Annotated in this window: 23 protein-coding genes and 1 riboswitch; of the genes, 7 read left to right on the forward strand and 16 right to left on the reverse strand. The window is 37.4% G+C overall.

What is annotated here, in order from left to right:
* Window positions 1–23: 23 nt before the first annotated feature.
* The 3 genes from MKY80_RS17115 to MKY80_RS17125 all read right to left on the reverse strand — a co-directional run bounded on the left by MKY80_RS17115 (window position 24) and on the right by MKY80_RS17125 (window position 4,847).
* Window positions 24–665 (reverse strand): GntR family transcriptional regulator, encoded by a 642-nt coding sequence (locus MKY80_RS17115; protein WP_008176833.1) that lies wholly within the window; start codon window positions 663–665, stop codon window positions 24–26.
* A gap of 132 nt (window positions 666–797) precedes the next feature.
* Window positions 798–3,881, reverse strand: a complete 3,084-nt coding sequence (gene dnaE, locus MKY80_RS17120) for a DNA polymerase III subunit alpha (RefSeq protein WP_342530400.1) — start codon at window positions 3,879–3,881, stop codon at window positions 798–800.
* 21 nt (window positions 3,882–3,902) lie between these two features.
* Entirely contained in the window at window positions 3,903–4,847 is a 945-nt protein-coding gene (locus MKY80_RS17125; RefSeq protein ID WP_083796489.1) for a bifunctional oligoribonuclease/PAP phosphatase NrnA, read from the reverse strand.
* Between the two features lie 90 nt (window positions 4,848–4,937).
* Here MKY80_RS17125 and MKY80_RS17130 point away from each other — a divergent pair, with 90 nt between their 5' ends.
* On the forward strand, window positions 4,938–5,243 hold the full coding sequence (locus MKY80_RS17130; protein ID WP_008176828.1) for a YtpI family protein: 306 nt from the start codon (window positions 4,938–4,940) through the stop codon (window positions 5,241–5,243).
* Between the two features lie 52 nt (window positions 5,244–5,295).
* On the opposite strand, the gene MKY80_RS17135 is transcribed toward MKY80_RS17130, so the two are convergent.
* Window positions 5,296–6,603 (reverse strand): DRTGG domain-containing protein, encoded by a 1,308-nt coding sequence (locus MKY80_RS17135; RefSeq protein WP_008176826.1) that lies wholly within the window; start codon window positions 6,601–6,603, stop codon window positions 5,296–5,298.
* 152 nt (window positions 6,604–6,755) lie between these two features.
* On the reverse strand, window positions 6,756–7,439 hold the full coding sequence (locus tag MKY80_RS17140; RefSeq protein ID WP_089985696.1) for a metal-dependent hydrolase: 684 nt from the start codon (window positions 7,437–7,439) through the stop codon (window positions 6,756–6,758).
* 231 nt (window positions 7,440–7,670) lie between these two features.
* Between MKY80_RS17140 and MKY80_RS17145 the strand changes: the two genes are divergently transcribed.
* Complete coding sequence (locus MKY80_RS17145) at window positions 7,671–8,759, forward strand: Xaa-Pro peptidase family protein (RefSeq protein ID WP_089985694.1); 1,089 nt, start codon at window positions 7,671–7,673, stop codon at window positions 8,757–8,759.
* Between the two features lie 183 nt (window positions 8,760–8,942).
* On the opposite strand, the gene ald is transcribed toward MKY80_RS17145, so the two are convergent.
* Window positions 8,943–10,058: an alanine dehydrogenase gene (gene ald / locus MKY80_RS17150; protein ID WP_008176820.1), complete on the reverse strand. Its 1,116-nt coding sequence runs from the start codon at window positions 10,056–10,058 to the stop codon at window positions 8,943–8,945.
* 402 nt (window positions 10,059–10,460) lie between these two features.
* Here ald and MKY80_RS17155 point away from each other — a divergent pair, with 402 nt between their 5' ends.
* Window positions 10,461–10,910 carry a universal stress protein gene (locus MKY80_RS17155; RefSeq protein ID WP_008176818.1) on the forward strand — a complete coding sequence of 150 codons (450 nt, stop codon included), beginning with the start codon at window positions 10,461–10,463 and terminating at the stop codon, window positions 10,908–10,910.
* A 58-nt stretch (window positions 10,911–10,968) separates the two neighbouring features.
* Here the strand turns inward: MKY80_RS17155 and MKY80_RS17160 are convergent, their stop codons facing one another.
* The 5 genes from MKY80_RS17160 to MKY80_RS17180 all read right to left on the reverse strand — a co-directional run bounded on the left by MKY80_RS17160 (window position 10,969) and on the right by MKY80_RS17180 (window position 16,049).
* A complete protein-coding gene (locus MKY80_RS17160; protein WP_342530408.1) occupies window positions 10,969–11,898 on the reverse strand; it encodes a class I SAM-dependent methyltransferase in 930 nt (309 codons plus the stop codon).
* 89 nt (window positions 11,899–11,987) lie between these two features.
* The gene (tpx, locus tag MKY80_RS17165; protein ID WP_036119564.1) at window positions 11,988–12,491 is read right to left on the reverse strand and encodes a thiol peroxidase; all 504 of its coding nucleotides are present in this window, start codon (window positions 12,489–12,491) and stop codon (window positions 11,988–11,990) included.
* A 137-nt stretch (window positions 12,492–12,628) separates the two neighbouring features.
* Complete coding sequence (locus tag MKY80_RS17170; protein WP_008176812.1) at window positions 12,629–13,255, reverse strand: RDD family protein; 627 nt, start codon at window positions 13,253–13,255, stop codon at window positions 12,629–12,631.
* Window positions 13,256–13,267: 12 nt separating this feature from the next.
* Window positions 13,268–14,281, reverse strand: a complete 1,014-nt coding sequence (sppA, locus tag MKY80_RS17175) for a signal peptide peptidase SppA (protein ID WP_008176810.1) — start codon at window positions 14,279–14,281, stop codon at window positions 13,268–13,270.
* Between the two features lie 184 nt (window positions 14,282–14,465).
* Entirely contained in the window at window positions 14,466–16,049 is a 1,584-nt protein-coding gene (locus MKY80_RS17180; protein WP_342530412.1) for an acyl--CoA ligase, read from the reverse strand.
* A gap of 187 nt (window positions 16,050–16,236) precedes the next feature.
* A riboswitch (TPP riboswitch) is annotated at window positions 16,237–16,335 on the forward strand.
* A gap of 86 nt (window positions 16,336–16,421) precedes the next feature.
* Here MKY80_RS17180 and thiM point away from each other — a divergent pair.
* Genes thiM through thiE form a run of 3 tightly spaced genes read left to right on the forward strand, consistent with a single transcriptional unit; the run spans window position 16,422 to window position 18,632 of the window.
* Complete coding sequence (thiM, locus tag MKY80_RS17185; RefSeq protein ID WP_008176807.1) at window positions 16,422–17,189, forward strand: hydroxyethylthiazole kinase; 768 nt, start codon at window positions 16,422–16,424, stop codon at window positions 17,187–17,189.
* Complete coding sequence (gene thiD, locus MKY80_RS17190) at window positions 17,177–18,001, forward strand: bifunctional hydroxymethylpyrimidine kinase/phosphomethylpyrimidine kinase (protein ID WP_107922394.1); 825 nt, start codon at window positions 17,177–17,179, stop codon at window positions 17,999–18,001. The genes thiM and thiD overlap by 13 nt, the downstream gene beginning before the upstream one ends.
* Window positions 17,991–18,632, forward strand: coding sequence for a thiamine phosphate synthase (gene thiE, locus MKY80_RS17195; RefSeq protein ID WP_342530415.1), 642 nt, complete (start codon window positions 17,991–17,993; stop codon window positions 18,630–18,632). Before thiD ends, thiE begins: the two co-directional genes overlap by 11 nt.
* 73 nt (window positions 18,633–18,705) lie before the next feature.
* On the opposite strand, the gene MKY80_RS17200 is transcribed toward thiE, so the two are convergent.
* From MKY80_RS17200 to ezrA, 5 genes are all read right to left on the reverse strand, one after another.
* Complete coding sequence (locus tag MKY80_RS17200; RefSeq protein WP_008176803.1) at window positions 18,706–18,924, reverse strand: alpha/beta-type small acid-soluble spore protein; 219 nt, start codon at window positions 18,922–18,924, stop codon at window positions 18,706–18,708.
* A 151-nt stretch (window positions 18,925–19,075) separates the two neighbouring features.
* A complete protein-coding gene (gene thiI, locus MKY80_RS17205) occupies window positions 19,076–20,290 on the reverse strand; it encodes a tRNA uracil 4-sulfurtransferase ThiI (RefSeq protein ID WP_008176801.1) in 1,215 nt (404 codons plus the stop codon).
* The gene (locus tag MKY80_RS17210) at window positions 20,290–21,444 is read right to left on the reverse strand and encodes a cysteine desulfurase family protein (protein ID WP_008176799.1); all 1,155 of its coding nucleotides are present in this window, start codon (window positions 21,442–21,444) and stop codon (window positions 20,290–20,292) included. Before MKY80_RS17210 ends, thiI begins: the two co-directional genes overlap by 1 nt.
* A 118-nt stretch (window positions 21,445–21,562) precedes the next feature.
* On the reverse strand, window positions 21,563–22,030 hold the full coding sequence (locus tag MKY80_RS17215) for a GNAT family N-acetyltransferase (protein ID WP_043990211.1): 468 nt from the start codon (window positions 22,028–22,030) through the stop codon (window positions 21,563–21,565).
* An 83-nt stretch (window positions 22,031–22,113) separates the two neighbouring features.
* The gene (gene ezrA / locus MKY80_RS17220; protein ID WP_008176795.1) at window positions 22,114–23,817 is read right to left on the reverse strand and encodes a septation ring formation regulator EzrA; all 1,704 of its coding nucleotides are present in this window, start codon (window positions 23,815–23,817) and stop codon (window positions 22,114–22,116) included.
* Between the two features lie 162 nt (window positions 23,818–23,979).
* On the opposite strand from ezrA, the gene hisJ reads away from it, so the two are divergent.
* A complete protein-coding gene (gene hisJ / locus MKY80_RS17225) occupies window positions 23,980–24,774 on the forward strand; it encodes a histidinol-phosphatase HisJ (RefSeq protein ID WP_089985679.1) in 795 nt (264 codons plus the stop codon).

Genomic DNA, 24,774 nt, shown 5'->3' on the forward strand with positions numbered 1-24,774 from the left:
TTTGACTCCCCCTTTGTTGTTGTCTAAGTGCTTTGTACAGTACTCATCCACTGCTCATAAGCTTTTAGTGCTTCTTTTTCGTACCCTAGCTGCATCGATTTCAACATAGTTTGAATGATTATTTTTTCATCTTCTGTTGAGTTTCGATTTAAACGGTCGCCATCATAAGCTGCCAATTGAAACCAGATTTTTAATGATAAACGATTACCTGTTGTGATTAAAAGTTCTCGCAATATATCACGACAATTAATCATACCTTCTAATTCTAGTTTCACAAAAAAACTATCCCACACAGGTAGTGTGCGAAGAATCTCTGTACAACTTATTACGCGAATAGCTTCCTTTTCATGAATTTGTCGCGTAAATTCGACATCTTTTTTTGATTTTACATCTTCTAATATAAACATCGACAGGATTTCTACAAGCTGATGCTTATGTGTGGAAGCAAGAAAAGTACCACCACCATGTCTCGTTTCTATAAGACCTAGCAATTCTAGACTTCGCAATGCCTCTCTGACAGAGGATCGCCCGACACCTAGACGCTCAGATAAGACTCGTTCGGAGGGAAGCTTTTCACCTGCTTGAATTTTTTCCAATTTAATGAGTTGACGTAGTTGTTGGACGATTTCTAAAAACACTTTTTTTTGTTCGGTTTTTTTATCCATACGACTAACTCCCCTTATCAAAAAAGTGGTCAGACCACTTTTTAACGTTGACTCTAGCTTACAAAATAACTGCCCAAAAGTAAAGAAAAAACTGCATAAAATTTAATGCAGTTTCTAAATTTTCGTTTCATTTTATATCTTTTTCGTCGCTTGCGCATGTTTTACTTTAATTTGTGGTTTGCCAAAACGTCTTTCTATAGTTCCTTCTATAAACAGAATTTCATCTTCTATTAACAAGTCTTGAACGAATTGGAAAACTTGTGGGAATAACGTAGCGGAAACAGCTCCATGCTCATCCTGTAACTGGACAAAGGCCATCTGTTCTCCTTTTTTGGTACGAATTTTTTTTACTTCTTCAATGACACCAATCATTTTCACATACGTCCCATCTCGCATCTGCTTTAACTCACGACAAGTACTATTCACATCAGCCCAATATAGTCTTTCTTGCGTAACGGGATGGGCAGAAATGTAAAAGCCTAAACTTTCCTTTTCATGCATCAATTTTTCCTTTTGTGGCATATCATCCACCTGCATATATTTTGGCTTTCCAAAGCTAAATTCTGTAGCAGTTGATATATCAATATCCTCAGTTGGTCGTAGGAGTTCAGCGTGTTTTAATGCAGCGTCTATTGTCATGATCAGTACTGCACGGTCTTTCTCTAAATAATCTAGGGCTCCAGCATAAATTAATGCTTCTATTACTTTCGGTTTAAAATGCTGTGCACTTAATGCCACAGCTAAATCAAAAAGATTATGCAATACCAGAGGGTTTGATTGGCGCAAAGTATGGATATTCTCTATAAAAGTATGAGGGACGCCTTTAATTCCTGATAAGCTATAACGTATCCCTTCTTGCTCAACAGTAAAATATTTTGTACTGTCCTTTAATGAAGGTGGATAAAATGGGATACCTTTGTCCTTGGCCTCTTGCACTAGCTGTTGAATTTTATCTATATTTCCCGTCGCATTAGATAATAATGCGGCGTAAAAGCTTTGAGGGAAATGAGCCTTTAGATATGCCATTTGATAGGAAATAACACTATAGGCTACAGCATGACTTTTAGGGAATCCGTAATCGGCAAAACGGACAATTAATTCGTACACCTCTGTCGCTACCTGTTGATCATAGCCTTGTTTTAATGCCCCTTGCACAAAGGAAACCTGTTGCTCCTCTAGCACTTGGCGATTTTTCTTACTAACTGCACGGCGAAGTAAATCTGCTTGTCCCATTGAGAATCCTGCAAGCACAGAGGCAATTTTGATAATCTGCTCTTGATAGACAATAACACCAAAAGTCTCTTGTAAAATGGGCTCTAGCACAGGGTGAGGCATAACAACCATTTCTTTGCCGGCTTTTCGTTTAGCATAGACAGGTATAAATTCCATTGGACCTGGACGATAAAGTGCGTTTACAGCAGCAATATCTAAAAAGTGTGTGGGATGAATGTCTCGTAATGCTTGTTTCATTCCTTCTGATTCTAATTGGAAAATACCTGATGTATCACCCTTTTGCAATAATTGAAAAGTTTTTTCATCATGCATAGGAATTCGTTCAAAATCAATCCACGGTCCACCAGCTTTATAAATGGACCAACGCATTTGCTCCAAAATAGTAAGATTACGTAACCCTAAAAAATCCATTTTGACGAGACCACATGCCTCGATATCCCCCATCGGCCATTGTGTGCAATAGATGCCTTCATGTCCATCCTCTATAGGGACTGTATTTACTAAGGGGGATGGTGCAATAACAACGCCTGCCGCATGGGTAGAGGAATTTCTCGGTAGCCCCTCTAATTTTAGCGCTACGTCAAACCATCGCTGATGTTGCTCATCCTCAGAGAGCCAGCCCTGTAAATCATAGGATTCTTCTAAAGCCTTTTGTAATGTAATGCCTGGTTTATTCGGTATCATTTTAGAAATTTTTTCCAATGTCTCTGCGCCGAAACTAAATACTCTCGCGACATCTCGAGCAACTGCTTTGGCAGACAATGTACCGAATGTAATGATTTGCGCCACATTGGCTTTACCATACTTTTGTGCAACGTATTGGATTACTTGATGTCGTTTACTATCGACAAAATCAATATCTATATCAGGTAAAGATATCCGTTCAGGATTTAAAAATCGTTCAAATAACAAACCATAGGCAAGGGGGTCCACTTGCGTAATAGCTAAACTATAGGCAACCAGTGACCCAGCGGAAGAACCACGACCAGGTCCAGTCAAAATGCGATTGTCTTTCGCAAAGCGCATAAAATCAGCTACTACTAAAAAATAATCAGCGTAGCCCATTGAACATATTATTTCAAGCTCATATTGTAATCGTTCTCGGTAACCATTCGGAATATCCATCTGGTTGAACCGCCCCTCTAATCCGGCAAATGCTTCTTTAACAAGTAAGCTCTCAGCTGTTTCACCAACTGGCACAGGAAATTTAGGCATTTGTACAGACATTTCTGGGATGATAGCGTGACAGCTAGCAAGCATTTGTCCACAAGATTCAAGCCATTCTGGTCGATCAGCAAACCAACTTTGCCACTCCTGTGCTGTAGGTGCAAAATAACCTTGTAAATTAGCTGTTAGCATCGTATCGCCAAGCTTGTCTCCTGTATCGATAGCTCTTGCTACCTCGTATGCAAAATGATCCTCAGGACGTAAAAAATAACAGCTTTGAACGGCTACAAGTGGGATCGCCTGACCTTCACACCACTCTATAAGTTCTTTCTCATTAGCTTGCGTTACCCCTCCAGGTCTGGTAATTCCCATATAAAAATGATGCTGAAAGAGATGGGCTAAGGCAGATACTAATGCCTGCCAATCTTCTACATCACCTATATCATCTGAAGAAAGTAATGCCAAGCAGCCTGCTGCATAGCCCTCTAGCCATTTCCAAGGCAGCACTTCATCTTCCCTAATTGAAACTGCACTACTTATCTTCAATAAATGCTGATAGCCCTCCTGAGATTGCGCATACAGCACAAGAGGAAACGTTTTATCATGCCATTGCACATTTATAGAAAGGCCAATGACAGCATGTATATTTGCTTGCTGCATGGCTTTACAAAAAGGCAAAAGCCCGTACAATTTCGTATTTACGATTGCACAGGCTTGTGTCTTTTGTTCTTGTAAAAAAGGAATCAATTGCTCAAGCCGAATTGTGCTTTTCAATAAATCCGCGCTCGTATGCATCTTTGTGTATACGTGTGTCAAATGAATCCCTTCCTTTTCTTTTTAATGATACGCTTTACAAATCTCTTGTAATCTTTCGATGACGTCATCTGCCTCTTTCCATGAATAAGCCGTAGCTCCAGAAGCGAGCGGATGTCCACCACCATTAAACTCTTTTGCTAATGTATTAATAATAGGACCCTTCGAACGTAAACGCACACGAATTTGATCCTCTTCTTCAATAAATACAACCCACGAACAGATCCCTTTAACACTTCCTAGGCATCCTACCAGTAACGATGCCTCTGATGGTACAATATCATGTTCTGCTAATAATTCTTTTGTTAGCTTTACATGGGCTGCTCCATACTCATCCATTGTAAAGTTTTGATAAATATAGCCCTGTAAATTCAGCAGTTTTTGCTCCATTTCATACATACCATCAAAAATTTGATTTCGATCAAAATCATATGTAATCAGGTCTGCGGCTACTTTAAATGTCTTAGCAGTAGTACTTGGGAATTGGAATCTACCTGTATCCCCTACAATTCCTGCAAATAATAATCGTGCAGCAGTATCTGACAGTTGCCAGTTCGCCACTTCCTTACCTTCCTCATACAGCTCGTAAATCATTTCACTGCAAGAACTTGCTGTCGTTTCCACCCATAAAAGATCACCATAGGCATCATCATTTGGATGATGATCAATTTTAATCATCATTTTTCCCTTTGTATAGCGTTGATCGTCAACACGTTCTGTATTAGCTGTGTCAGTCACAATGACTAAAGCATGCTCATAAACGTCATCCAATACTTGATCAGGCTGTGCCATAAATGTTAAAGAAGCATCATGGTCACCTACAGCAAAAACCTTTTTCTCCGGATAATTTGCTAAAATCAATTCTTTTAACCCAAGTTGTGAGCCATATGCATCTGGATCTGGTCGTACATGACGATGAATAATGATTGTTTCATAGGCAGCAATTGTGTCGATGATTTGTCTTTTCACAATAAATTCCTCCAAAATGATAGTAAGAACCGTTAGCATTTTTTCAAAATTATCGTTACAATAATGTCTAGTTATGCTAGGAGGTTTACTATGCTCAATTTAATATTTGTGTTTGCGATAATTATATCTTTTGTCTTTTATTTTTATTTTAAAACAAAACAGTTCCGTTCTTCATTACCAATCGCTAAAAATTGGTATAAAAGTAAGGCGAATATCGGCTTCGGTTCCTTCCTACTGTTTTTCGGATTCAATCAAGCCTACTTATTCCCTAGCTTATATACATTTATAATTGTAGCAATTCTTGTCGTGCTAGGCATCTTTGTCGTTGTAGAAAATACGAAAAAAGCGCGTCATTATGGTCAGTTTGTTGAGGAAGAATTCCGCATTAATCGATAATATGTAACAAAGGGATGACCAAGCAATTGCGCTAGGCCATCCCTTTCAATCCTTAACGTTCTAAAAGCTGGAACATCATCATTGCCTTACCAACAAGTATTTGTTGATTATACACTTCAAAATCCATTTTCACAAACTTACGACTCATGTCTAATATTCGTGGCTTGACTGTAAGTGTACTTTCCATTTGTACTGGTTTAATAAAGTAAATGGTCATATTCTCGGCTACTGCATCTCCACGTTTTCGACGCTTTAATGCAAATGAACCCACTTCAGCTAATAGAGTCGTGAAAGCACCGTAAGAAATCGCCCCGTATTGATTCGTCATTTGCGGTGTAACTTTAAACTCCACAACGAGCTCTTCATCACCAAGTACCTTCATCTCATTTTTCACTAAATCATCAATAGTTTCACCATGCTGTGGCTGTCTTTGAGCTAGCTGTAATGCTTTAAGTACGTCCTGACGACTAATGACTCCTTGTAAAATATTATCATCATTTACGATTGGTAACAGATCAATACCTTCCCAAATCATACGATGCCCGGCTGAAGCAACACTCATCTTCATGGAGCCAGCAATTGGATTCTTCGTCATAACCTTTTCAACTAGCTCATTTTCTTCTCGACCAATAACGTCTTTTACAGTAATCATTCCGACAAGTTTATTTTGATGAGTGACAACTGGAAAAGCCCCATGTGTTGTGCGTTCATTCAACTTCTGGAAATGTCGGATAGTTTCATCATTTTTTAACGCTGCTGTGTCAGTCATAGGAACATAAATATCTTCAATAAATAAAATATCCTTTTTGATGAGCTGATCATAGATCGCTCGGTTAATCATCGTTGCTACAGTAAACGTATCATAGCTAGTTGAAATTATTGGTAAATCCAATGAATCTGCAAGCTGTTTATTGGCATCCGTTGTATCAAAACCACCTGTAATTAAAACAGCAGCACCTGCACGAAGGGCATTTTCATGGGCTTTAATACGATTCCCTACAATCAATAAGCTACCCGCATCTGTATAGCGCATCATGTCTTCTAATTGCATGGCCCCTATGACAAATTTCGTTAACGTTTTATGTAGACCAGATTTTCCACCTAAAACTTGACCATCTACTATATTGACAATTTCTGCAAAAGTTAAGCGTTCAATATTTTCTTTCTTTTTCTTTTCAATACGAATTGTTCCAACACGTTCAATTGAACTTACTAAGCGACGGTTTTCTGCTTCTTTTATAGCACGATATGCAGTCCCTTCACTCACTTGCATTTCCTTCGCAATTTGACGTACTGAAATTTTATCGCCCACTGGTAGTGACTCGATGTATTGTAAAATTTTCTCATGTTTTGTAGACAAAATATCACCTATTTCCTAAGCTTCAATTCTGCTCTTAGTGTACCATATTTTTTATAAAAATATTTAATATAAAGTGATCAAATTGTTTAAAAACCCCCACCATTTCAACTACCAGCGTGGTGTCAATTCATATAGTACAGCGTTATCAACGATTAGAAACAGTTTACTTTCTCACCAGCTTTTAAAATTTGAACCTCTGAAATTTGTACTAAATCAGCAAAAACCTGTGGATCTTGCTTGATAGGTGGGAATGTATTGTAATGAATAGGTACGACAATCTTAGGCTTTAAGAATGAAACTGCACATGCAGCGTCTTCTGGACCCATTGTAAAATTATCACCGATTGGTAGGAATGCTATATCTATTGGATGTCGTTCACCAATTAATTTCATATCACCAAATAGAGCTGTATCGCCTGCATGATAAATCGTTAACCCTTCAACAAATAGTAATATCCCTGCTGGCATACCCATATAAATAATTTCATTTGTATCTGTTACATAAGAAGAGCCATGGAAAGCTTGCGTAAACTTCACCTTTCCAAAATCGAATTCCTTAGCCCCTCCAATATGCATTGGATGTGTTTTTACTCCCTGCCAGGAAATCCAATTGGCTAATTCATTTGGAGCAATAACTAGCGCATCCTTTTTCTTCGCTAGTTCTACGGTGTCTCCAACATGATCATTATGACCATGTGTTAATAAAATAATATCTGGTGCTTCCTCAGCAACCTTTAAATCTGTTTGTCCATTACCGTTAATAAAAGGATCAATTAAAATTGTTTTCCCATTTGTTTGTATTTTGACAATAGAATGTCCATGATAGCTTATTTCCATCTTCATGTCCTCCTTGATTTATAAATGAAAACCCCTCCATTTTAATTCGCTACCCATGCGCTTTTTCCCTTTTTTTGATATGCTTGTACAGAGAATAATCGTATCACTTCTAACAATTTTATACGTTGTTAGATCACAATTATTCAGTGATAAAAAGGAACAGCTATTTTCTTTAGAAAGTCGAAGGTTCCTCATTAAAATTTCCCATGTACTAAAAAGGAGGACATATTTATGTCAAAGGTTGAAGAAATCCAAAGTTATTTGCAGCAAAATCACATTGATGCGGCATTTATCACTACACCTGACAATGTTTTTTACGTTTCAGGCTTTAAAAGTAATCCTCATGAGAGATTACTAGGTGTCATAATTTTTAAAGATGCTGAACCTTTTCTAATTTGTCCGCAAATGGAAATTCCAGATGCAAAAGCGGCTGGCTGGTCTTATGAGGTTATTGGCCACCAAGACACTGACAATTCGATGGAGGTCCTTGCACAAGCCATTACATCACGTGACATTCAACCAACTACGTTTGCCATTGAAAAGGCACAGCTCATTGTGGAACGCTTAGAGGCCCTACAGCAATCCTTCCCACAAGCAAATTTTGTACGTCTAGACGAAAAAATTAATGCAATGCGCGTAATTAAGGATGAAAGTGAATTAGACAAATTACGCAAAGCTGCAGAGTTAGCTGATTATGCTATTGAAATCGGTTGCAGGGAAATTGCTGAAGGTAAAACAGAAATGGAAATTTTGACAGCCATTGAAAATGCTATTCAAGATAAAGGTTGTAAAATGTCCTTTGAAACAATGGTACTGAGTGGACCAAAAACAGCCTCTCCTCATGGTCATCCAGGTGCACGAAAAATAGAAAAAGGGGATATGGTACTATTTGACCTTGGTGTCATTTACGATGGCTATTGCTCTGATATTACACGTACAGTTGCCTTTGGAGAGCCAAGTGAAGCACAAAAAGAAATTTATCATGCTGTGTTAGCAGCTAACCAAAATGCCGTTTCAGCTGTGAAACCTGGTGTCCGTGCTATGGACTTAGATAAAATCGCACGCGATACGATTACCGAAGCAGGATTTGGAGAATATTTCACACATCGTCTTGGACATGGTCTTGGCATTTCTGTACATGAATTCCCATCTGTTACAGGAACAAATGACATGACAATGGAAGAGGGCATGGTCTTTACGATTGAGCCTGGAATTTATAAATCAGATGTAACAGGTGTACGTATTGAGGATGATGTTGTTGTAACAAAAGATGGTGTGGAAGTATTAACAAAATTCCCGAAAGATTTAATCATTCTATAAGATAAAAAGGAAGCGTCCAAATACCTTCCTTCAGACTGTAGACAAACTCAAAAACTTTGAGAGTTTGCCTATAGTCTTTTTATTCCATTGAACTATGATCTTTACTAGAGAAATGTTTGGAAGAAAAATCACAAAATCCTTCGAGAGTGATTTTCTCGAAGGATTTTTTATTTTTACATCTAATTATTGAATAAGCTCATCCACATTTACATATGGAAGTCCTTGTGAATCTGCAACAGCTTTATATACTAGTTGTCCATCTAAAGTATTAACACCTTTTTTCAGTGCAACATTGTCTAGGCAAGCTTGTTTATAGCCTTTATTCGCAATTTGAAGTGCGTAAGGAATTGTATTATTTGTTAAAGCAATTGTTGATGTACGTGGTACTGCTCCAGGCATATTCGCAACTGCATAATGTACAACGCCGTGTTTTACGTATGTTGGATCATCATGTGTTGTGACACGATCTGAAGAAGCAAAAATACCGCCTTGGTCAATAGCTATATCCACTACTACAGAGCCTGCTTGCATTGATTGAATCATTTCTTCTGATACAAGCTTTGGTGCTTTTGCGCCTGGAATTAATACGGCACCAATTACTAAATCTGAAGTTTTTACAGATTCTGCAATGTTATAAGGATTAGAAATCAATGTTTGAACATCACGACCAAACATATCTTCTAATTGGCGTAAACGCTCAGGGCTTAAATCGATAACTGTTACGTCTGCTCCCATACCAACAGCGATTTTCGCAGCGTTAGTTCCCGCGATACCACCACCGATAACTGTTACTTTACCGCGTTGTACACCTGATACACCGCCAAGTAAAATACCTTTACCAGCATGATTTCTCTCTAAGAACTGTGCTCCGATTTGTGTAGCCATTTTACCTGCCACTTCACTCATCGGTGTTAATAATGGTAGTGAACCATTTGCTAATTGAACTGTTTCGTAGGCAATCCCTACAACTTTTTTATTTAAAAGTGCCTGAGTCAATTCAACTTCTGGCGCTAAGTGTAAGTAAGTGAATAAGATTTGACCTTCATAGAAGTAATCATACTCAGAAGCTACAGGCTCTTTTACCTTCATAATCATCTCTTGTGACCAAGCTTCTTTAGCCGTTTGCACAATATGGGCACCAGCTGCAATATAATCAGCATCCGTAAAGCTTGATCCTAAGCCTGCTCCAGTTTCAATGTACACCTCATGGCCTGCATGTGTTAAAGTAACAACTCCTGCTGGTGTCATTGCTACACGATTTTCATTGTTTTTAATTTCCTTTGGAATACCAATTTTCATAGTTTCCTATCCCCTTCCATTACGTAAAAAATCAGCATCATTTATGTAATTAAAAATTGATGCACCCCTTGCAATTCCATATTACCAAACAAATAAAAAAAAAGCTTTAATTAAAATAAATACAAATAAAATTTCTAACATTTTCAAAATACAAAATATTTAAACGGTGATTTTACAATTTAAATTATTATATTTATAAAATAAAAAGGAAAATTATAGTGATATATACTCCTCCATTTCGAAAGCCAAAATTACGTTTACACGTTGCTAATAGTGGGAATTAAGTAATTATATTTTCTTCATGAAATGCCTTCACTTTTTCATAATTTTTCTTCCGGAAAGTATTTCCTTTAGGAAATCATTTGGTATAATCAACATATACAAATCAGGGAGGTTTTTTAAATGGCTAATCATTATAAAAGCATTGTGGTTGCAGTAGACGGTTCTAAGGAAGCTGAATACGCTTTTCGTAAATCAATTGACGTGGCGAAGCGTAATGAGGGTTCTGTATTAAATTTAGTGAATGTTATTGATACACGTTCATTCGCTGCAATTGAAGCATACGACCGTTCCATTGCAGAACGTGCTCAAGCATTCTCTGAAGAACTATTAAATGGTTACAAAAAGCAAGCTGAAGATGAAGGTATCGCAAATGTTAACCTAATCATCGAATATGGTTCTCCAAAAAATATTATTACTAAAGAGCTTTCTAAAATTGTAGACGCAGATCTAATCATTTGTGGTGCAACAGGTCTAAATGCAGTAGAACGTTTCCTAATTGGTTCAGTATCTGAAGCAATTGTACGTTCAGCTAATTGTGACGTTCTTGTCATCCGCACACCTGAAAACTAATCAGCAATACATAAAAAGGTATCCTACTGTAGGATACCTTTTTGAATTCTATGAGCAATTACTTGCCCTCTTTCCACATTTTCACTTTTTCAAAGAATAAAGCAAGTGCCTGCTTATTTTGCATATTTGGTACTTTTGCTAAAAGCACTTCTTTAGGTGATTTACATTCCTTCGATTGCTTTTGCAAGATGACAATGCTCTTTTCTAATGATTTATTGGCAAACATGGAATCAGGTAGTTGAATAATCGCTTGAATCCAAGCATGCTTTTGAATGTATTTATGAAGTTGCTTAGACTGCTCTGAATCAAAAAGATGTGATGGCGCAAGGAAAAATAAGTAGCCACCTTCCTTTGTATAATTCATAGACTGCTCAATAAATAAATGGTGGGCATAGCTCATTCCCTCAGGCGCGCACAATTCATACTCAAGGGCAATTTCTTCATTTGGATAATAACCAACAGGTAAATCACATACTACTGCATCAACAGGATTTGCCAATAAATCTTGTAAGGCATCCTGACGATATAAAGAAATCGGTTGCTCTGTTAAATCAGCTGTAGCTGCAGCCAAACGTATAAGTAGCTCATCTACCTCTACACCAGTAGCCTCCACTTTACCATCTAATAAATTCATAACTGTTAGTAATAAATTTCCTGTTCCTACTGCTGGATCCATAATCGAAATTTTGTCATGCTCAAGACGTTCAGCAAAGATTTGTTCAACAAAATAGCCCACTAATAACCCTAACGTATCAGGCGTCATTTGATGGTTTGGTTGTGAACTTTTACGCATTCCTTTTAGAATGGTAATTTGAATAGACTTGCGAATATCCTCTTTTGTTGCATCCTTTTGTGAGAAATCCACTTCTCCATCAAGCCATGCCTCTAGCCCATCTAGTAACCCCTCTAACAAAGTTGTATTGTGTTCTTTTTCGATTTTTTCAGCATGCTCATTTAGCATACCAAATAATTTCTCGATGTTTTCCATAGATAACTTCCTTTCAAGCAGAAAAGAGCCGTGACAAACACTCGTCACAGCCCCTTTGTCTAGTATTATCTTAGCCTAAAAGCAGGCCATTATGCTAGTGCTTTAACAGCTTCAATAGCCGCTTCATAGTTTGGATGGTCTGTTGCCTCAGGTACATACTCAACATATGTTACTTTATTGTTTGCATCCACAACAAATACTGCACGTGTCAGAAGACGTAATTCTTGAATGTACACGCCATAAGCCTCACCAAATGAAAGGTCGCGGTGATCAGAAACCGTTTGAACGGCATCAATACCTGCTGCCCCACACCAACGTTTTTGAGCGAATGGAAGATCTACAGATACTGTATAAATCACTACATTATCGCCTAAGTTAGCTGCTTCTTCATTGAAACGACGTGTTTGCGCATCACATACACCAGTATCTAATGATGGTACTACACTAAATAAACGAATTTTCCCCTCGGAATCTTTTAATGTTACAGGTGAAAGGTCATTCGCTAATACTGTAAAATCTGGTGCAGAATCGCCCACCTTTACTTCATTACCTACTAGTGTCACTGGACCATTTTTAAATGTTACTTGTGCCATATAAACGCCTCCTAATCTTCATATGTACATAATATTACTAAATGAAGGGAATTAATTGCAACTAAGATAGCTTACTTTATTCTAAGTGTTAGCTAGTAATAGAAAAGACTGTCTCTTCATTTGAGACAGTCTCTTGTTTATTGTTCATTTTTTTCTTCTAGTTTTTCTAGCTCAGGTTTTCCCTCTTGTTCAATAGACACTATAAGCTCTTCCTTTTTCTCTATAGCAAGTGGCGCCAAGTTCTTTTCAATATAGACTTTCTCATGCACCACTGTTGTATCGGCAAAATAGTCATGCAACCCTTGATTGTCTGGCAAAATAACTACCAAAATATAGAGAGGCATCACAATATTATTAATAATACGCCCAATCCATTCACGGAATAACACATCTGACCAAGTAAGGTTATCATGCTTTAATGAAATTACACGTAACCCAAATACCATCTTCCCTAGCGTTTGACCAAAGAATTTCGTCATAAGGACAAAATAACTGTAATAAAGAATCGCCGATATAATGGAGATTGGAGCATACCAAACTGATTCTGATAAGGACCAGTCCATTAAATAAAAGATAGGGTTAATGAGTATGCCAACTACAGCAGATACAATAAATCCATCCAATAAAAATGCCCACAATCTGATCCAAAAGCCTGCCGTTTTTAATGTGTAGTTTTTTTGACTTGTTGAATCTTCCGTGCCATTGTTAAAAAAGCCATTTTCCATTGAGGGTGAACCTTGCATAACAACTTCATTGTTTGTCATTGAACTCCCTCCTTAATATTCACCGTATAAATACATCATTTTCGGTGCATTGTAATCCGTCATAATTTTCATTAGCATTTTTTCCTCTGCAGAAGGACCGAACATAGAGCCAATTTTCATTCCAACATAAGATTGCCATCCGCCCATATCATAGGCATATTCAAATAATGCAGCATCTTCTAGTCCAAAATCTGCGCGTAAGGCTGCAATGGCAGCTTCTTCGTCGCCAATTTCATCAACTAAACCGGCTTCAAGTGCTTTTGTACCGCCAAGGATACGTCCATCCGCCACTTTCTTCACATCAGCTTCTGACATATTACGTCCTTGTTCAACGATATCTACAAATTCTTCGTATGTTTCATTAATCATATCCTGCATCATCGCTCGTTCCTCTGGTGTCACATCACGCATTGGACTTAGCATATCCTTATGCTCGCCAGATTTAAACGTTTCGAATTTGACACCTACTTTTTCAGCCAATGCTTGATAATTAATAGATTGCATGATTACACCAATCGAGCCTGTAATTGTATCCCGATGGGCAAATATTTTATCTGCTGGAGCTGAAATATAATAGCCACCAGATGCTGCCATCGAATCCATCGATACATAAATTGGAATTTGTCGTTCTTCTTTAATTTTTAATAGCTTTTTATAAATTTCAGCAGATTCTTTTACCCCTCCACCCGGAGAGTTAACACTTAAAACAATTCCTTGAATCGTATCATCGTACAAAATATTATCCAATTGATCTAAGAAAAATTGATGATCATATGCAACAGGTTGCCATAGTGAACTTGATCCAATATCTTGGATTGTTCCATCTACCTTTAAATAGGCAATCCTTTTATCATAATTATCTCCTTCAATTACATTTTCATATACATCTAGGTTATTTCCTGCCATTAAACTGTCAAAATTACCTAGGAAATCTGCTTTAAATAGTGCAAAAATGGTATTAATCCCTAATGAAAACAGTAAAAGAACACCAGCCACTATTAATGCAACCCACCTTTTAACATTCATGTCTTTCCGCCTCCTTAACTCGTAATACGTATGACTTGCTCATTTGTTTCATTTTTTTGCAATAATATGCAAAAAGTTTTATTCTATTTATTTCCTCATAATACCTTACCTAAAAATAAAAAAAAAATCAAAGTTCATTTCTTTGCATGAACTTTGATTTTCGACATTATTTCCTAGGAAATGATTATTGTACAAGATGTTTTAATTCTTGTTGTCTTAATTCAACACGTCTAATTTTACCAGATGCAGTTTTGGGTAACTCAGTAACAAATTCAATAGCACGTGGGTATTTATAAGGTGCCGTTAATGATTTGACATGATTTTGAAGGCATTGAATAAGCTCTTGATTACCATTAGCACCATTATGAAGGATAATGAATGCTTTAACGATGTTCCCGCGAACTTTATCGGGACTTGCAATGACAGCAACCTCTTTCACAGTCGGATGCTTCATCAGCGCATCCTCTACTTCAAAAGGTCCAATTGTGTAACCTGAGGAAATAATAACATCATCTCCGCGGCCTTCAAACCAAAAATAGCCGTCCGCATCTTTATAAGCTCGATCCCCTGTTATATACCAATCACCACGGAATTGTAAATTAGTACGTTCAGGATCATTTAAATATTTTTTAAAAAGTGCAGGTGTTTCTCGATGAACAGCAATATCACCTACTTCTCCTATAGCAACTGGCTCGCCAAAATCGTCTATAATGTCAACCGTATTGCCTGGCGTAGGTTTACCCATCGAACCAACTCTTGCGTCCATACCAACCATAGTCCCTACAAGAAGTGTATTCTCAGTCTGACCATAACCATCTCGCACTTGTAGATGGAAAGTGTCTGAGAATTTTTTAATGACATCACTGTTCAATGGCTCACCTGCTGAAACAGCTTGTCGAATTGAACTGATGTCATACTCCTGTAAATTTTCAAGTGCTGCCATAAAACGATATTCTGTCGGTGTGCAACATAAGACATTCATCTTAAATTTTTCAAGCAATGCTAAATATGTTGCTGCATCAAACTTTCCTTTATAAACAAATGCAGTGGCACCGCTGCCTAAAATCGCGAGAAACGGACTCCAAATCCATTTTTGCCATCCTGGTGCTGAAGTTGCCCATACAATATCATTTTCTTGTACTCCTAGCCAGTGTGGGGCTGTTGTCCGTAAATGTGCATAGCCCCAGCTATGAGTATGCACAGCAGCTTTCGGGTTACCTGTTGTGCCACTTGTGTAAGCTAAAAAGGCATGGTCTGTACTTTTTGTTGGTGTAGAACTTATGTAAGTTGTTGGTTGCTTTCGCATTTTGTCTACTAACGGCTGCCATGGTTCATGTGCATTACCGATAACAAATTGCTGTATATTTTGTAAATTCCCTACTTGATCAAATTGCTCAATATAAGGCTCAAAGGCTACAACAGCTTTAGCATCAGCATGATGAATACGATACTCAATATCTTTTGTTCTTAGCATTTCAGAGCTTGGAATGATTATTAAACCCGCTTTTAATGCAGCAATATAGACAATGTATGCTTCTACTGAGCGTGGTACCATCACTAAAATGACATCACCTTTAGTTAATCCACTTTTTGTAAAGACATGTGCCGCCTGATTCGCTCTTTCAAGTAAATGTGCGTAGGTGATAAATTGTACATCAGAATGCTCATGATAAATAATCAATGCATTTTTAGTTGAATCCTTTGCATATTTTTCAAATTCATCTGTTATGTTATACCATTCTGGTGCTACTAATTCTTGTCTATTCATGGCAAATGCCCCCTTTTGTTAAGACACATTATACTCCTTTTCTAGTATTTTCAATGGTTTACACTTGATTTAAGTAAAGTCATGACAACTATCATGCTTAGCTATATGGCATCAGTCACGTTTTGTCGATAGGAAAACTTGCTATTGAATACATATGAAAAGTATGGTACATTTTGGTCAACTATAAGCAAGATTGCAGGGGGACTCATAAAGAGTTGAGAAGGTAAAACCTGACCCTTTGAACCTGTTAGTTAATACTGACGTAGGGAGCAATGAACATCGTTTTTTCAGATGAAAGGCTCTTTTTCGTGCATTTTTACGTAAAAAGGGCCTTTTTTGCATGCTTACGTCCACCAATAAAGGAGGACTAAAATGATTTTTCAAACAATTCGTCAACAACAACCGCTTATTCACTGTATAACTAATTATGTCGTGGCTAATTTCCAAGCCAATGGTCTATTGGCATTAGGTGCCTCTCCTGTCATGGCTGATGATAGCCATGAGGTGGAGGAAATGGTCGCCATTGCAGACGCTCTTTTAATCAATATTGGTACACTAAATGACCGAACAAAAGAATCAATGCTGTTAGCAGGAAAAAAAGCAAATACCCTTGCCATTCCTGTTATATTAGATCCGGTTGGCGCAGGTGCCACAGTTTATCGCAAGGAAACCGTACACCTATTACTTTCAGCTATACAATTTGCAGTCATACGCTGTAACAAGGGTGAGCTTGCGGCATTAGCCAATGTAGAATGGCAACAAAAAGGTGTTGATAGTGGTGAGGGATTTATTGCCATAGAGACTGAGGCTACACTATTGGCTCAACGCTACAACTGTATAGTCATTGTTACAGGCAAACATGATTTTATGACAGACGGTGTGCAGAGCCAATGGATTACAGGTGGAAATTCACAAATGACTGAAGTAACGGGTACAGGCTGTTTACTTAGCGCTATATGTGGAGCAGCCTTCTCTTCAGGAGATGATCCGTATAGCCAATTAGCGGAAACACTGACATACTATAAAAAAGCAGCTGAGTTAGCATCCGCATTTACAGAGGATATCGGGGATATTCAAATTGCTTTGCTTAATGCCTTACATCGTCTTTCAAAGGAGGGTGAGGCATCATGCATATTGTAACGACAATTGCAGGCTCGGATAGTGGCGGTGGCGCTGGCATTCAGGCTGATTTAAAAACATTTCAGGAATTAGGGGTTTTTGGCACCTCCGTTATTACAGCATTAACTGCTCAAAACACAATTGGTGTAACAGGGGTTTTCCCAATTGACGTTGACTTTGTTGAAAAACAATTTCATGCATTACTTGAAGATTTTTCGATTGCTGCGATTAAAACAGGGATGCTTTATTCCTCGGAAATTATTCAAGGTATTGCACACATTATTGACGATTTAAAAATCCCACTAATTGTTGATCCCGTTATGATTGCAAAAGGTGGAGAAAGCTTACTGCAGCAAGAGGCTATCGAGGCCATGCGCATGTCTTTACTTCCTCTTGCTACAATTGTGACACCAAATATACCAGAAGCAGAGGCACTTACGGGAAGAAAAATAAATCATTTCTCGGATATGGAGGAAATTGCTCAATGCTTTTTCCAACTAGGTGTTCAATGTGTCATCATTAAAGGTGGGCATCTACCCAATTCGTTATATGCAATTGATTATGTATTTATAAAAAATGACAAATCATTTTCCATGCAGTCTCCTCGTATTTCGACGGAAAACACACATGGTACAGGTTGTACATTTTCAGCAGCTATCACGGCTTTCCTTGGTCAAGGTTTGTCCATTGAAAAAGCTATTATCGAAGCTAAAAAATTTATACAATTAGCCATTATGCACGATTTAGACATTGGTAATGGTCATGGGCCCACAAATCATTTTGCTTATCAGTTGCATAAAGGTGCCTGCGAGGTGAAATTACTTGAAACGTGAAGATTTACAGCTTTATTTTATTATGGGTACAAGCAATGTTTCCCAACAGGAACCTTTAGCTGTACTCGAACAAGGGCTGCGGGCTGGCATTACTATGTTTCAATTACGTGAAAAGGGTCCTAATGCATTAACAGGATTAGCTTATGAGCAATTTGCCCGCCAATGCCAAAAACGATGTCAACATTACCGTGTGCCGTTTATCATTAACGATGATGTGGATCTAGCAGTTCGACTTGGTGCAGATGGTGTTCATATTGGCCAAGATGATGAACAGATTGCCATTGCACGTAAAAAAATGGCAAACCGGCTCCTTGGCGTTTCTGTACATTCACAGGAAGAGCTACAAACGGCTATTGACCATCATGCGGACTATGTAGGAATTGGACCTATTTTTGCCACAACATCTAAAAGTGATGCACAACCACCATGTGGCACAATTTTTTTACAGCAAGCTTCCAAATTGCAGCCTAACTTTCCCATTGTAGCCATAGGTGGAATAAATTGGACAAACGCTAATGTTGTTTTGCAAGCTGGTGCTGACGGAGTTGCTGTTATTTCTGCTATCTGTGACAGTAAGGATATTGAACAAACAGTATCCATGTTTAAGTCTTTATCTCGCATAAAAAAATGATTGATAAACAAACTAAAACCAGTGCCTTTTACGGTCACTGGTTTTGAGTTTATAAATGCTTAGTTAGCATTTATTAGTTGTTGTTGTTTGGCATACCTTTTAATTGAGATTCTGCCATTTGTACAAGACGTTTAGTGATTTCACCACCAACGGAACCGTTAGCACGAGCTGAAGCGTCAGCCCCTAATTGAACACCAAATTCTTGTGCAATTTCGTATTTCATTTGATCAAGTGCTTGTTGTACACCAGGTACTGCAAGCTGGTTTGAACTGCGGTTGTTGTTTGAAGCCATGTTTCTCACCTCCTTGTGAATATAGAATGTGCGTTATTAGATTTTTAATACAAAAAAAATAAAGGTAAAATGTACCTCTATTGGCATTCGGCGAACTATACAAAAAAGCCGTCTCAAATAAGCTATTTGAGACGGCTTTTGAAATTTTGATTTATAAAAGATCAGCAAACTTATCTTGCTTTTGCTCTTCTTCTTTCTTAGGGAAAATATAGACCTCACGATTTTTGACCGCGCGTGCTATCAGTTCATCAAAATCAGAAAAGCTTTCGTAATGCTCAACCTTTTCGAGCTTAGGCTTTGTTTTAGGACTAGCAGGCGTAAAGATTGTACAGCAGTCCTCAAAAGGCTGAATAGATGTTTCATATGTGCCGATTTGTTCAGCTAACTCAATGATTTCTAATTTATCTGATGAAATTAACGGTCGTAAAATAGGTGTATTCGTTACTGCATTTATTGCTGTTAAGCTTTCAAGTGTTTGACTTGCTACTTGTCCAAGACTTTCTCCTGTGACAATCGCAAGAGCACCGATTTCTTCTCGCACTTGATCTGCAACTTTTAACATCATACGCCGAGTTGTTGTCATTGATACATTAGAAGGTACTTTTTCTTTAATCAGAACTTGTATTTCAGTAAAAGGAATAACATGTAATCGTATATTAGCTCCAAATTTCGTTAACTCATTTGCAAGCACTTTTACTTTTTCCAATGAATTTTCGCTTGTATAGGGCGGACTAAAAAAGTGAATGGCTTCTAAACGGACTCCGCGTTTCATCATTAAATAACCTGCAACTGGACTATCAATACCACCTGAAAGCATTAACAATGACTTCCCGTTTGATCCTACAGGCATTCCGCCTGCACCTGGAATGACTTGTGCCATCATATAGGTTGCATCATGGCGGACTTCTACACGTAACTCAATATCAGGTCGCTTCACTTTAACAGATAAATTATTAAATTGAGGTAAAACATATCCACCAATCTCCCGTTGAATCGCGTGTGATTCTAATGGGAAGGTTTTATCGGTACGTTTCACTTCCACTTTAAATGTATATGGCTTTTCTTTAAATGTCTCCATTATCGTAATCGCCAGTTTTTTCATACTTTCCATATCTTTTTCACATGCTGCAACCGGACTAAATGATTGAATACCAAAAATTTTAGGCAAACCTGTTACTAGTGTTTGCATTTGTTCTTCATTCTCTATCGCAATAAACATTCGATCACGTTCTGTACGAATATGGAGATGTCCTAAATCAGCAAATGCATGACGGATATTTTCACGTAAACGGCGGATAAAATCCATCTTGTTGCGACCTTTTGTAGAAAGTTCGCCATATCTAATTAAAATTTCTTTCCAAATCATTACTTTATTTCTCCTTTAAGCTCTAGCATTACTTCTGCTAATACTTGTTTAAACTTTTCAATATCTTCGACCGTGTTATGTGCACCAAAACTAATACGGATAACACCTTTTTTATAATGCTCATCTAGATGCAATGCTTCAACAACATGACTTGTTTTAGTTTGCTTCGAAGAACAAGCACTGGATGTAGATACAATAACGCCTCGTTTTTGCATCGCATTAATGATGACTTCTCCTTTTAAATCGCGAACACTGAAAGATATAATATGTGACGCTCCCTGCGGAGTCGATAAAATATGAATAGCTTCTCCATATTCGTGTAACTGTGCAAGTATTTCATCATGCCATTGACGATAATTTTTTGCATGGTCATTCATGGTTTCAACCGCCATCCGAGCTGCCTTAGATAAAGCGACAGCTTGTGGAACAGCAACAGTCCCACTACGCAATCCAAATTCTTGGCCGCCACCAAGTGCATATGGCTGCCATCTTATCGCTTTACGGAATGCTAATACACCAGAGCCTTTAAAGCCATGAATTTTATGACCTGAGATTGAAATACAATCCGGTCCCTCTTCACCCTTAAAGGATACAGCCAATTTTCCAAAGCTTTGTACAGCATCCACATGTAAGGCTGCCCGACTCATTTCATGGATTAATTTAGCAGCTTCCTCTATCGGTTGAATCGCACCCATTTCATTGTTTACATGCATCATACTTACTAAAATTGTATCTTTTCGTATTTTTGCACGAAGTTCATCCAACGAAATAACACCACGCTGATCAACATTTAAATATTCCACTTCAAAGCCCTCTTTTGAGAGCTGTTTAACAGTCTCTAAAACTGAAGGATGTTCTATTTCAGTCGTTAAAATATGCTTTCCTATATGTGTATTGCTACGTGCTATTCCAAAAATCGCCGCATTATTCGATTCCGTACCACCTGAAGTAAATAGCACATTTTTTGCTTCTGTTTGCAAAATATCTGCTACTTGCTCACGTGCACGCATTAATAAATCATTTGCTTCAACACCCATCGCATGGATAGATGCAGGATTGGCATAATACTGCTCATTCACAACCATAAACGCCTGTAGAACTTCTTTTAATGGTTTTGTTGTGGCACTATTATCCAAATAAATTGTCTCGTTCATTATATTTTCACACACTTTCAAAACGTTGATGTAACGGTTTTTATCATAACGCAATCTGTGGAGATTGACCACTAACTTTAACGATAATTCATATTTTAATCATTAGAAAGGATCGCTCTTACAATTTTTTTAACATCGTAATAAATTCCGTTGGCGTACTAAATTCAAGCTCTTTCACAAATCCTAATTTTTCATAAAGGAATATCGCTCGCTTATTGAATTGGGCAACTGTTAAACGAAGTGGCGTAGCGTATTCTTGCTGGATATTCTTGATGATGAATGAAAAGAATTTTGTACCAAAACCTTTTCCTGTTAGCGTTGGCTTCATGCCAATACCAATATCTATATACTCTTCTGAATAAGCGTTAAAATCATGTCCTTTTGGCACTTGGGCAGCTGACCCCGTGCAATAAAAACCGATTAACTCCTCTTGTTCATTCATAATGGCGAAGTAAGGATTGTCAAGAAATTCCCGCAAGGATTCCTCGGATAATTCATTATTATAAAAATCATAGGGCTCTTCGTATTGCCAACATATAATTTCCTGAGCATACTTTTCGTTCATATTTCGAATTAATAGTTCCACTCGTATCACATCCTTTACAAAATTTAAAAAGAAAGCTGTCTAAAAAGTAATTGCTATACTTTTTAGACAGCACAAATGTAGTTTTAATTTTTTGCCATAGACTGTTCTGCAACCATTTCTTGGATGCGCTTTAATGCACCTGGCTCCATTTCTTCCACTGCTGTCCCTGCTTCCTCTAATGCTTTGGAATAACGGAATTGATGGAATGCTTCCTCAGCCTCTTTTAAACGTGCATTTAATGTCGGATTAGATGCACGATGACGATTGCCATACTGAATAATGCGTTCAATAAGCATTACATTCTCTATTAATTCATGAGCTTTTGCTTTAACATCCTCTACACAAAGTGTCGCAGCATTTAAATTATTATGAACCGTTCCCATATTAAGCGGAACTTCCTGCAGACTTTGCATAACTACATATATATGCTCTGCCGCTTCATCAAGTCGTGCGTCCATCTCCTCTGGGACTCCTGGAATATTCGCCTTATTTAGGAGACGATCTGTATCTTGTAATATTTTCTTTAAGTTTTCGACTTGAGCACGGGCCTTATTTTCATCAATACGAAGTTTCTTCATTGTATTAGACAGATGACCTTGCTCTTCATGGATTCGTTCAAGCTCTTCACTTATTTCTATTAATTCCTCTTGCAAGCTTGAATACGCAGACTTTTCTTCTTTGACACGCATGGATAATAAATCATAACGACGTTGCAGTGCTTCCAATTGCTTTAATGCAGCTTTTGGAATTTCAGCATCCTTTTCGTTTAAGTGATAGCTTTGTTGTACATAGGTTGCCTCATCACTCACTGATTTTGTAGACGTTATAACGTTTGTGATTGAGCTTAATAAACGATCACAATTTTGATCCACATAATTTTTGGCAATAACCTCTTTTTCCAGTAAATCATAAAAATGATCGATTTCTTCATTTATTTCTGTTACACGAGGTTTAACAACCATTAAATTTAGCTCTGCTAGGTCATTTTTTAACGAAGTAAATTCTTTTTCATATTTATTTAATGCTTCCGCTAATTCTAAATGCTGCAGATAGTAAGATTGGTCTTCCATTTCCCGTTGACCATTACGCAATTCCTGAACTGCTCCTGGGAGCTTAACTTGTAATTCCGTCAAAATCGTTGGGACATCATTTATATATTCGAATGTCTGCTGTGATTCCTGATTTAGGCTAATTACAATTTCCCTTGCTTGCAAGTAATTACCTTCATTCGTCAGAACATCAAATTTTTCAAACTTCTCAACAAATTCCTCTAGCTTTTTCTCCAGTGCAGGTAATGCTACACCGAAGGAATGCTGGTGTGCTAGCAATGTTTTTCTCGCAGAACGGTAATATTCCTTTAACTGTTCAATTTCAATTCTATTTTTTTCTTCGCTGCCAATTAATTCATTTAATTCTTCTAAAATTTTATCTTTATCTTGGTCACATTTTTCGATATAGTCTTCGATTTCACGTTCAATTAATGTCGCTTTTTTAAAACGAAGTCGATTAATTTGATCTTCTGCATCAAATAAAAGTGAATCGATTTTAGTCATATGTACATCGATGACTTCATCCCAAATATTGCGCCATCGTTCAAACATTTCTTCCGTTTCACCGTTCATGTTCAAAGATTTTACTTTTGAAATTTCTTCATTTATAGGTTTATGTTGTATTTGTAATTTTTCATTTTCAAGTTTTGCAATAATTGCAACATGTTTTCTTCGCATCATAAATCCTACTATGGCTAAAATTAATAGTAGGATTATCGGAATGATGATATACTCCATCGTAAGCCTCCTATTCTACAATAAACGAATTGGCTAGTTGTATTTATTATATACTATGTTTTCGCCTTTTGTACTAAAATTTAAGTGATTTTCAGAAAACTGTATTTTTGCTATTGTAAAATATTAAAATAGCGGTCTATAGATCTAAAGGAGTGGTACATTTTGAAACGTGATGGGCATATACATAGTCCTTATTGTCCACATGGCAGTTCGGACACGTTCATTCAATATATTGAAAAAGCAATTTCTCATAATTTCACAGATATAACGTTTACAGAACACGCCCCATTACCAGACGGTTTTATTGATCCTACACCACAGCAAGATAGTGGGATGAAAGCCGGGTATCTTATGCCATATATTGAAGAATTACAATGCCTGCAAAAACAATATGCGAAAGATATTCACATTCGTATTGGGTTAGAAGTGGATTATATCAAAGGATTTGAACAAGAAACTCGTCATTTTCTTGATACATATGGACATTTTTTAGATGATGCCATCTTGTCAGTTCATTTTTTACAGTGGCAGGACACCTTTGAATGTATCGACTACTCTCCCGAATGCTTTATTGATTTCTCTAAGAAAGTTGGCTCTGTTGAACAGGTATATCATTTATATTATGATACAGTCCTACAATCTATAAAGGCAGATCTTGGTCCCTATAAACCAAAACGGATTGGACACCCATCACTTATTCATAAATTTCAGCTAGCACATCATGAGAAAATAAATGACGACACTCGAATTCACCAGGTTTTAGACATTATGAAGCAAGATGGCTATGAATTAGATGTAAATAGTGCTGGTTTAAGTAAGCCATTTTGTCAGGAGCCCTATCCACCATTTGCCTTTATCAATTATTGTCATGCTATTGAATTACCTTATGTATTTGGTTCAGATGCCCATAGCGTGGCTGATTTACATCAACATTATAATGTTATATTACCGATCTAA

Origin of the sequence: Lysinibacillus sp. FSL R5-0849 (assembly GCF_038595075.1) — a bacterium.
Classification (GTDB): Bacteria; Bacillota; Bacilli; order Bacillales_A; family Planococcaceae; genus Lysinibacillus; species Lysinibacillus fusiformis.

Excerpts from the sequence above, each read along its gene's own strand:
- MKY80_RS17115 (WP_008176833.1), bottom strand. The coding sequence starts at position 665 with ATGGATAAAAAAACCGAACAAAAAAAAGTGTTTTTAGAAATCGTCCAA.
- MKY80_RS17130 (WP_008176828.1), top strand. The coding sequence starts at position 4,938 with ATGCTCAATTTAATATTTGTGTTTGCGATAATTATATCTTTTGTCTTT.
- MKY80_RS17140 (WP_089985696.1), bottom strand. The coding sequence starts at position 7,439 with ATGGAAATAAGCTATCATGGACATTCTATTGTCAAAATACAAACAAAT.
- MKY80_RS17145 (WP_089985694.1), top strand. The coding sequence starts at position 7,671 with ATGTCAAAGGTTGAAGAAATCCAAAGTTATTTGCAGCAAAATCACATT.
- ald (WP_008176820.1), bottom strand. The coding sequence starts at position 10,058 with ATGAAAATTGGTATTCCAAAGGAAATTAAAAACAATGAAAATCGTGTA.
- MKY80_RS17155 (WP_008176818.1), top strand. The coding sequence starts at position 10,461 with ATGGCTAATCATTATAAAAGCATTGTGGTTGCAGTAGACGGTTCTAAG.
- MKY80_RS17160 (WP_342530408.1), bottom strand. The coding sequence starts at position 11,898 with ATGGAAAACATCGAGAAATTATTTGGTATGCTAAATGAGCATGCTGAA.
- tpx (WP_036119564.1), bottom strand. The coding sequence starts at position 12,491 with ATGGCACAAGTAACATTTAAAAATGGTCCAGTGACACTAGTAGGTAAT.
- MKY80_RS17170 (WP_008176812.1), bottom strand. The coding sequence starts at position 13,255 with ATGACAAACAATGAAGTTGTTATGCAAGGTTCACCCTCAATGGAAAAT.
- sppA (WP_008176810.1), bottom strand. The coding sequence starts at position 14,281 with ATGAATGTTAAAAGGTGGGTTGCATTAATAGTGGCTGGTGTTCTTTTA.
- MKY80_RS17180 (WP_342530412.1), bottom strand. The coding sequence starts at position 16,049 with ATGAATAGACAAGAATTAGTAGCACCAGAATGGTATAACATAACAGAT.
- thiM (WP_008176807.1), top strand. The coding sequence starts at position 16,422 with ATGATTTTTCAAACAATTCGTCAACAACAACCGCTTATTCACTGTATA.
- thiD (WP_107922394.1), top strand. The coding sequence starts at position 17,177 with ATGCATATTGTAACGACAATTGCAGGCTCGGATAGTGGCGGTGGCGCT.
- MKY80_RS17200 (WP_008176803.1), bottom strand. The coding sequence starts at position 18,924 with ATGGCTTCAAACAACAACCGCAGTTCAAACCAGCTTGCAGTACCTGGT.
- thiI (WP_008176801.1), bottom strand. The coding sequence starts at position 20,290 with ATGATTTGGAAAGAAATTTTAATTAGATATGGCGAACTTTCTACAAAA.
- MKY80_RS17210 (WP_008176799.1), bottom strand. The coding sequence starts at position 21,444 with ATGAACGAGACAATTTATTTGGATAATAGTGCCACAACAAAACCATTA.
- ezrA (WP_008176795.1), bottom strand. The coding sequence starts at position 23,817 with ATGGAGTATATCATCATTCCGATAATCCTACTATTAATTTTAGCCATA.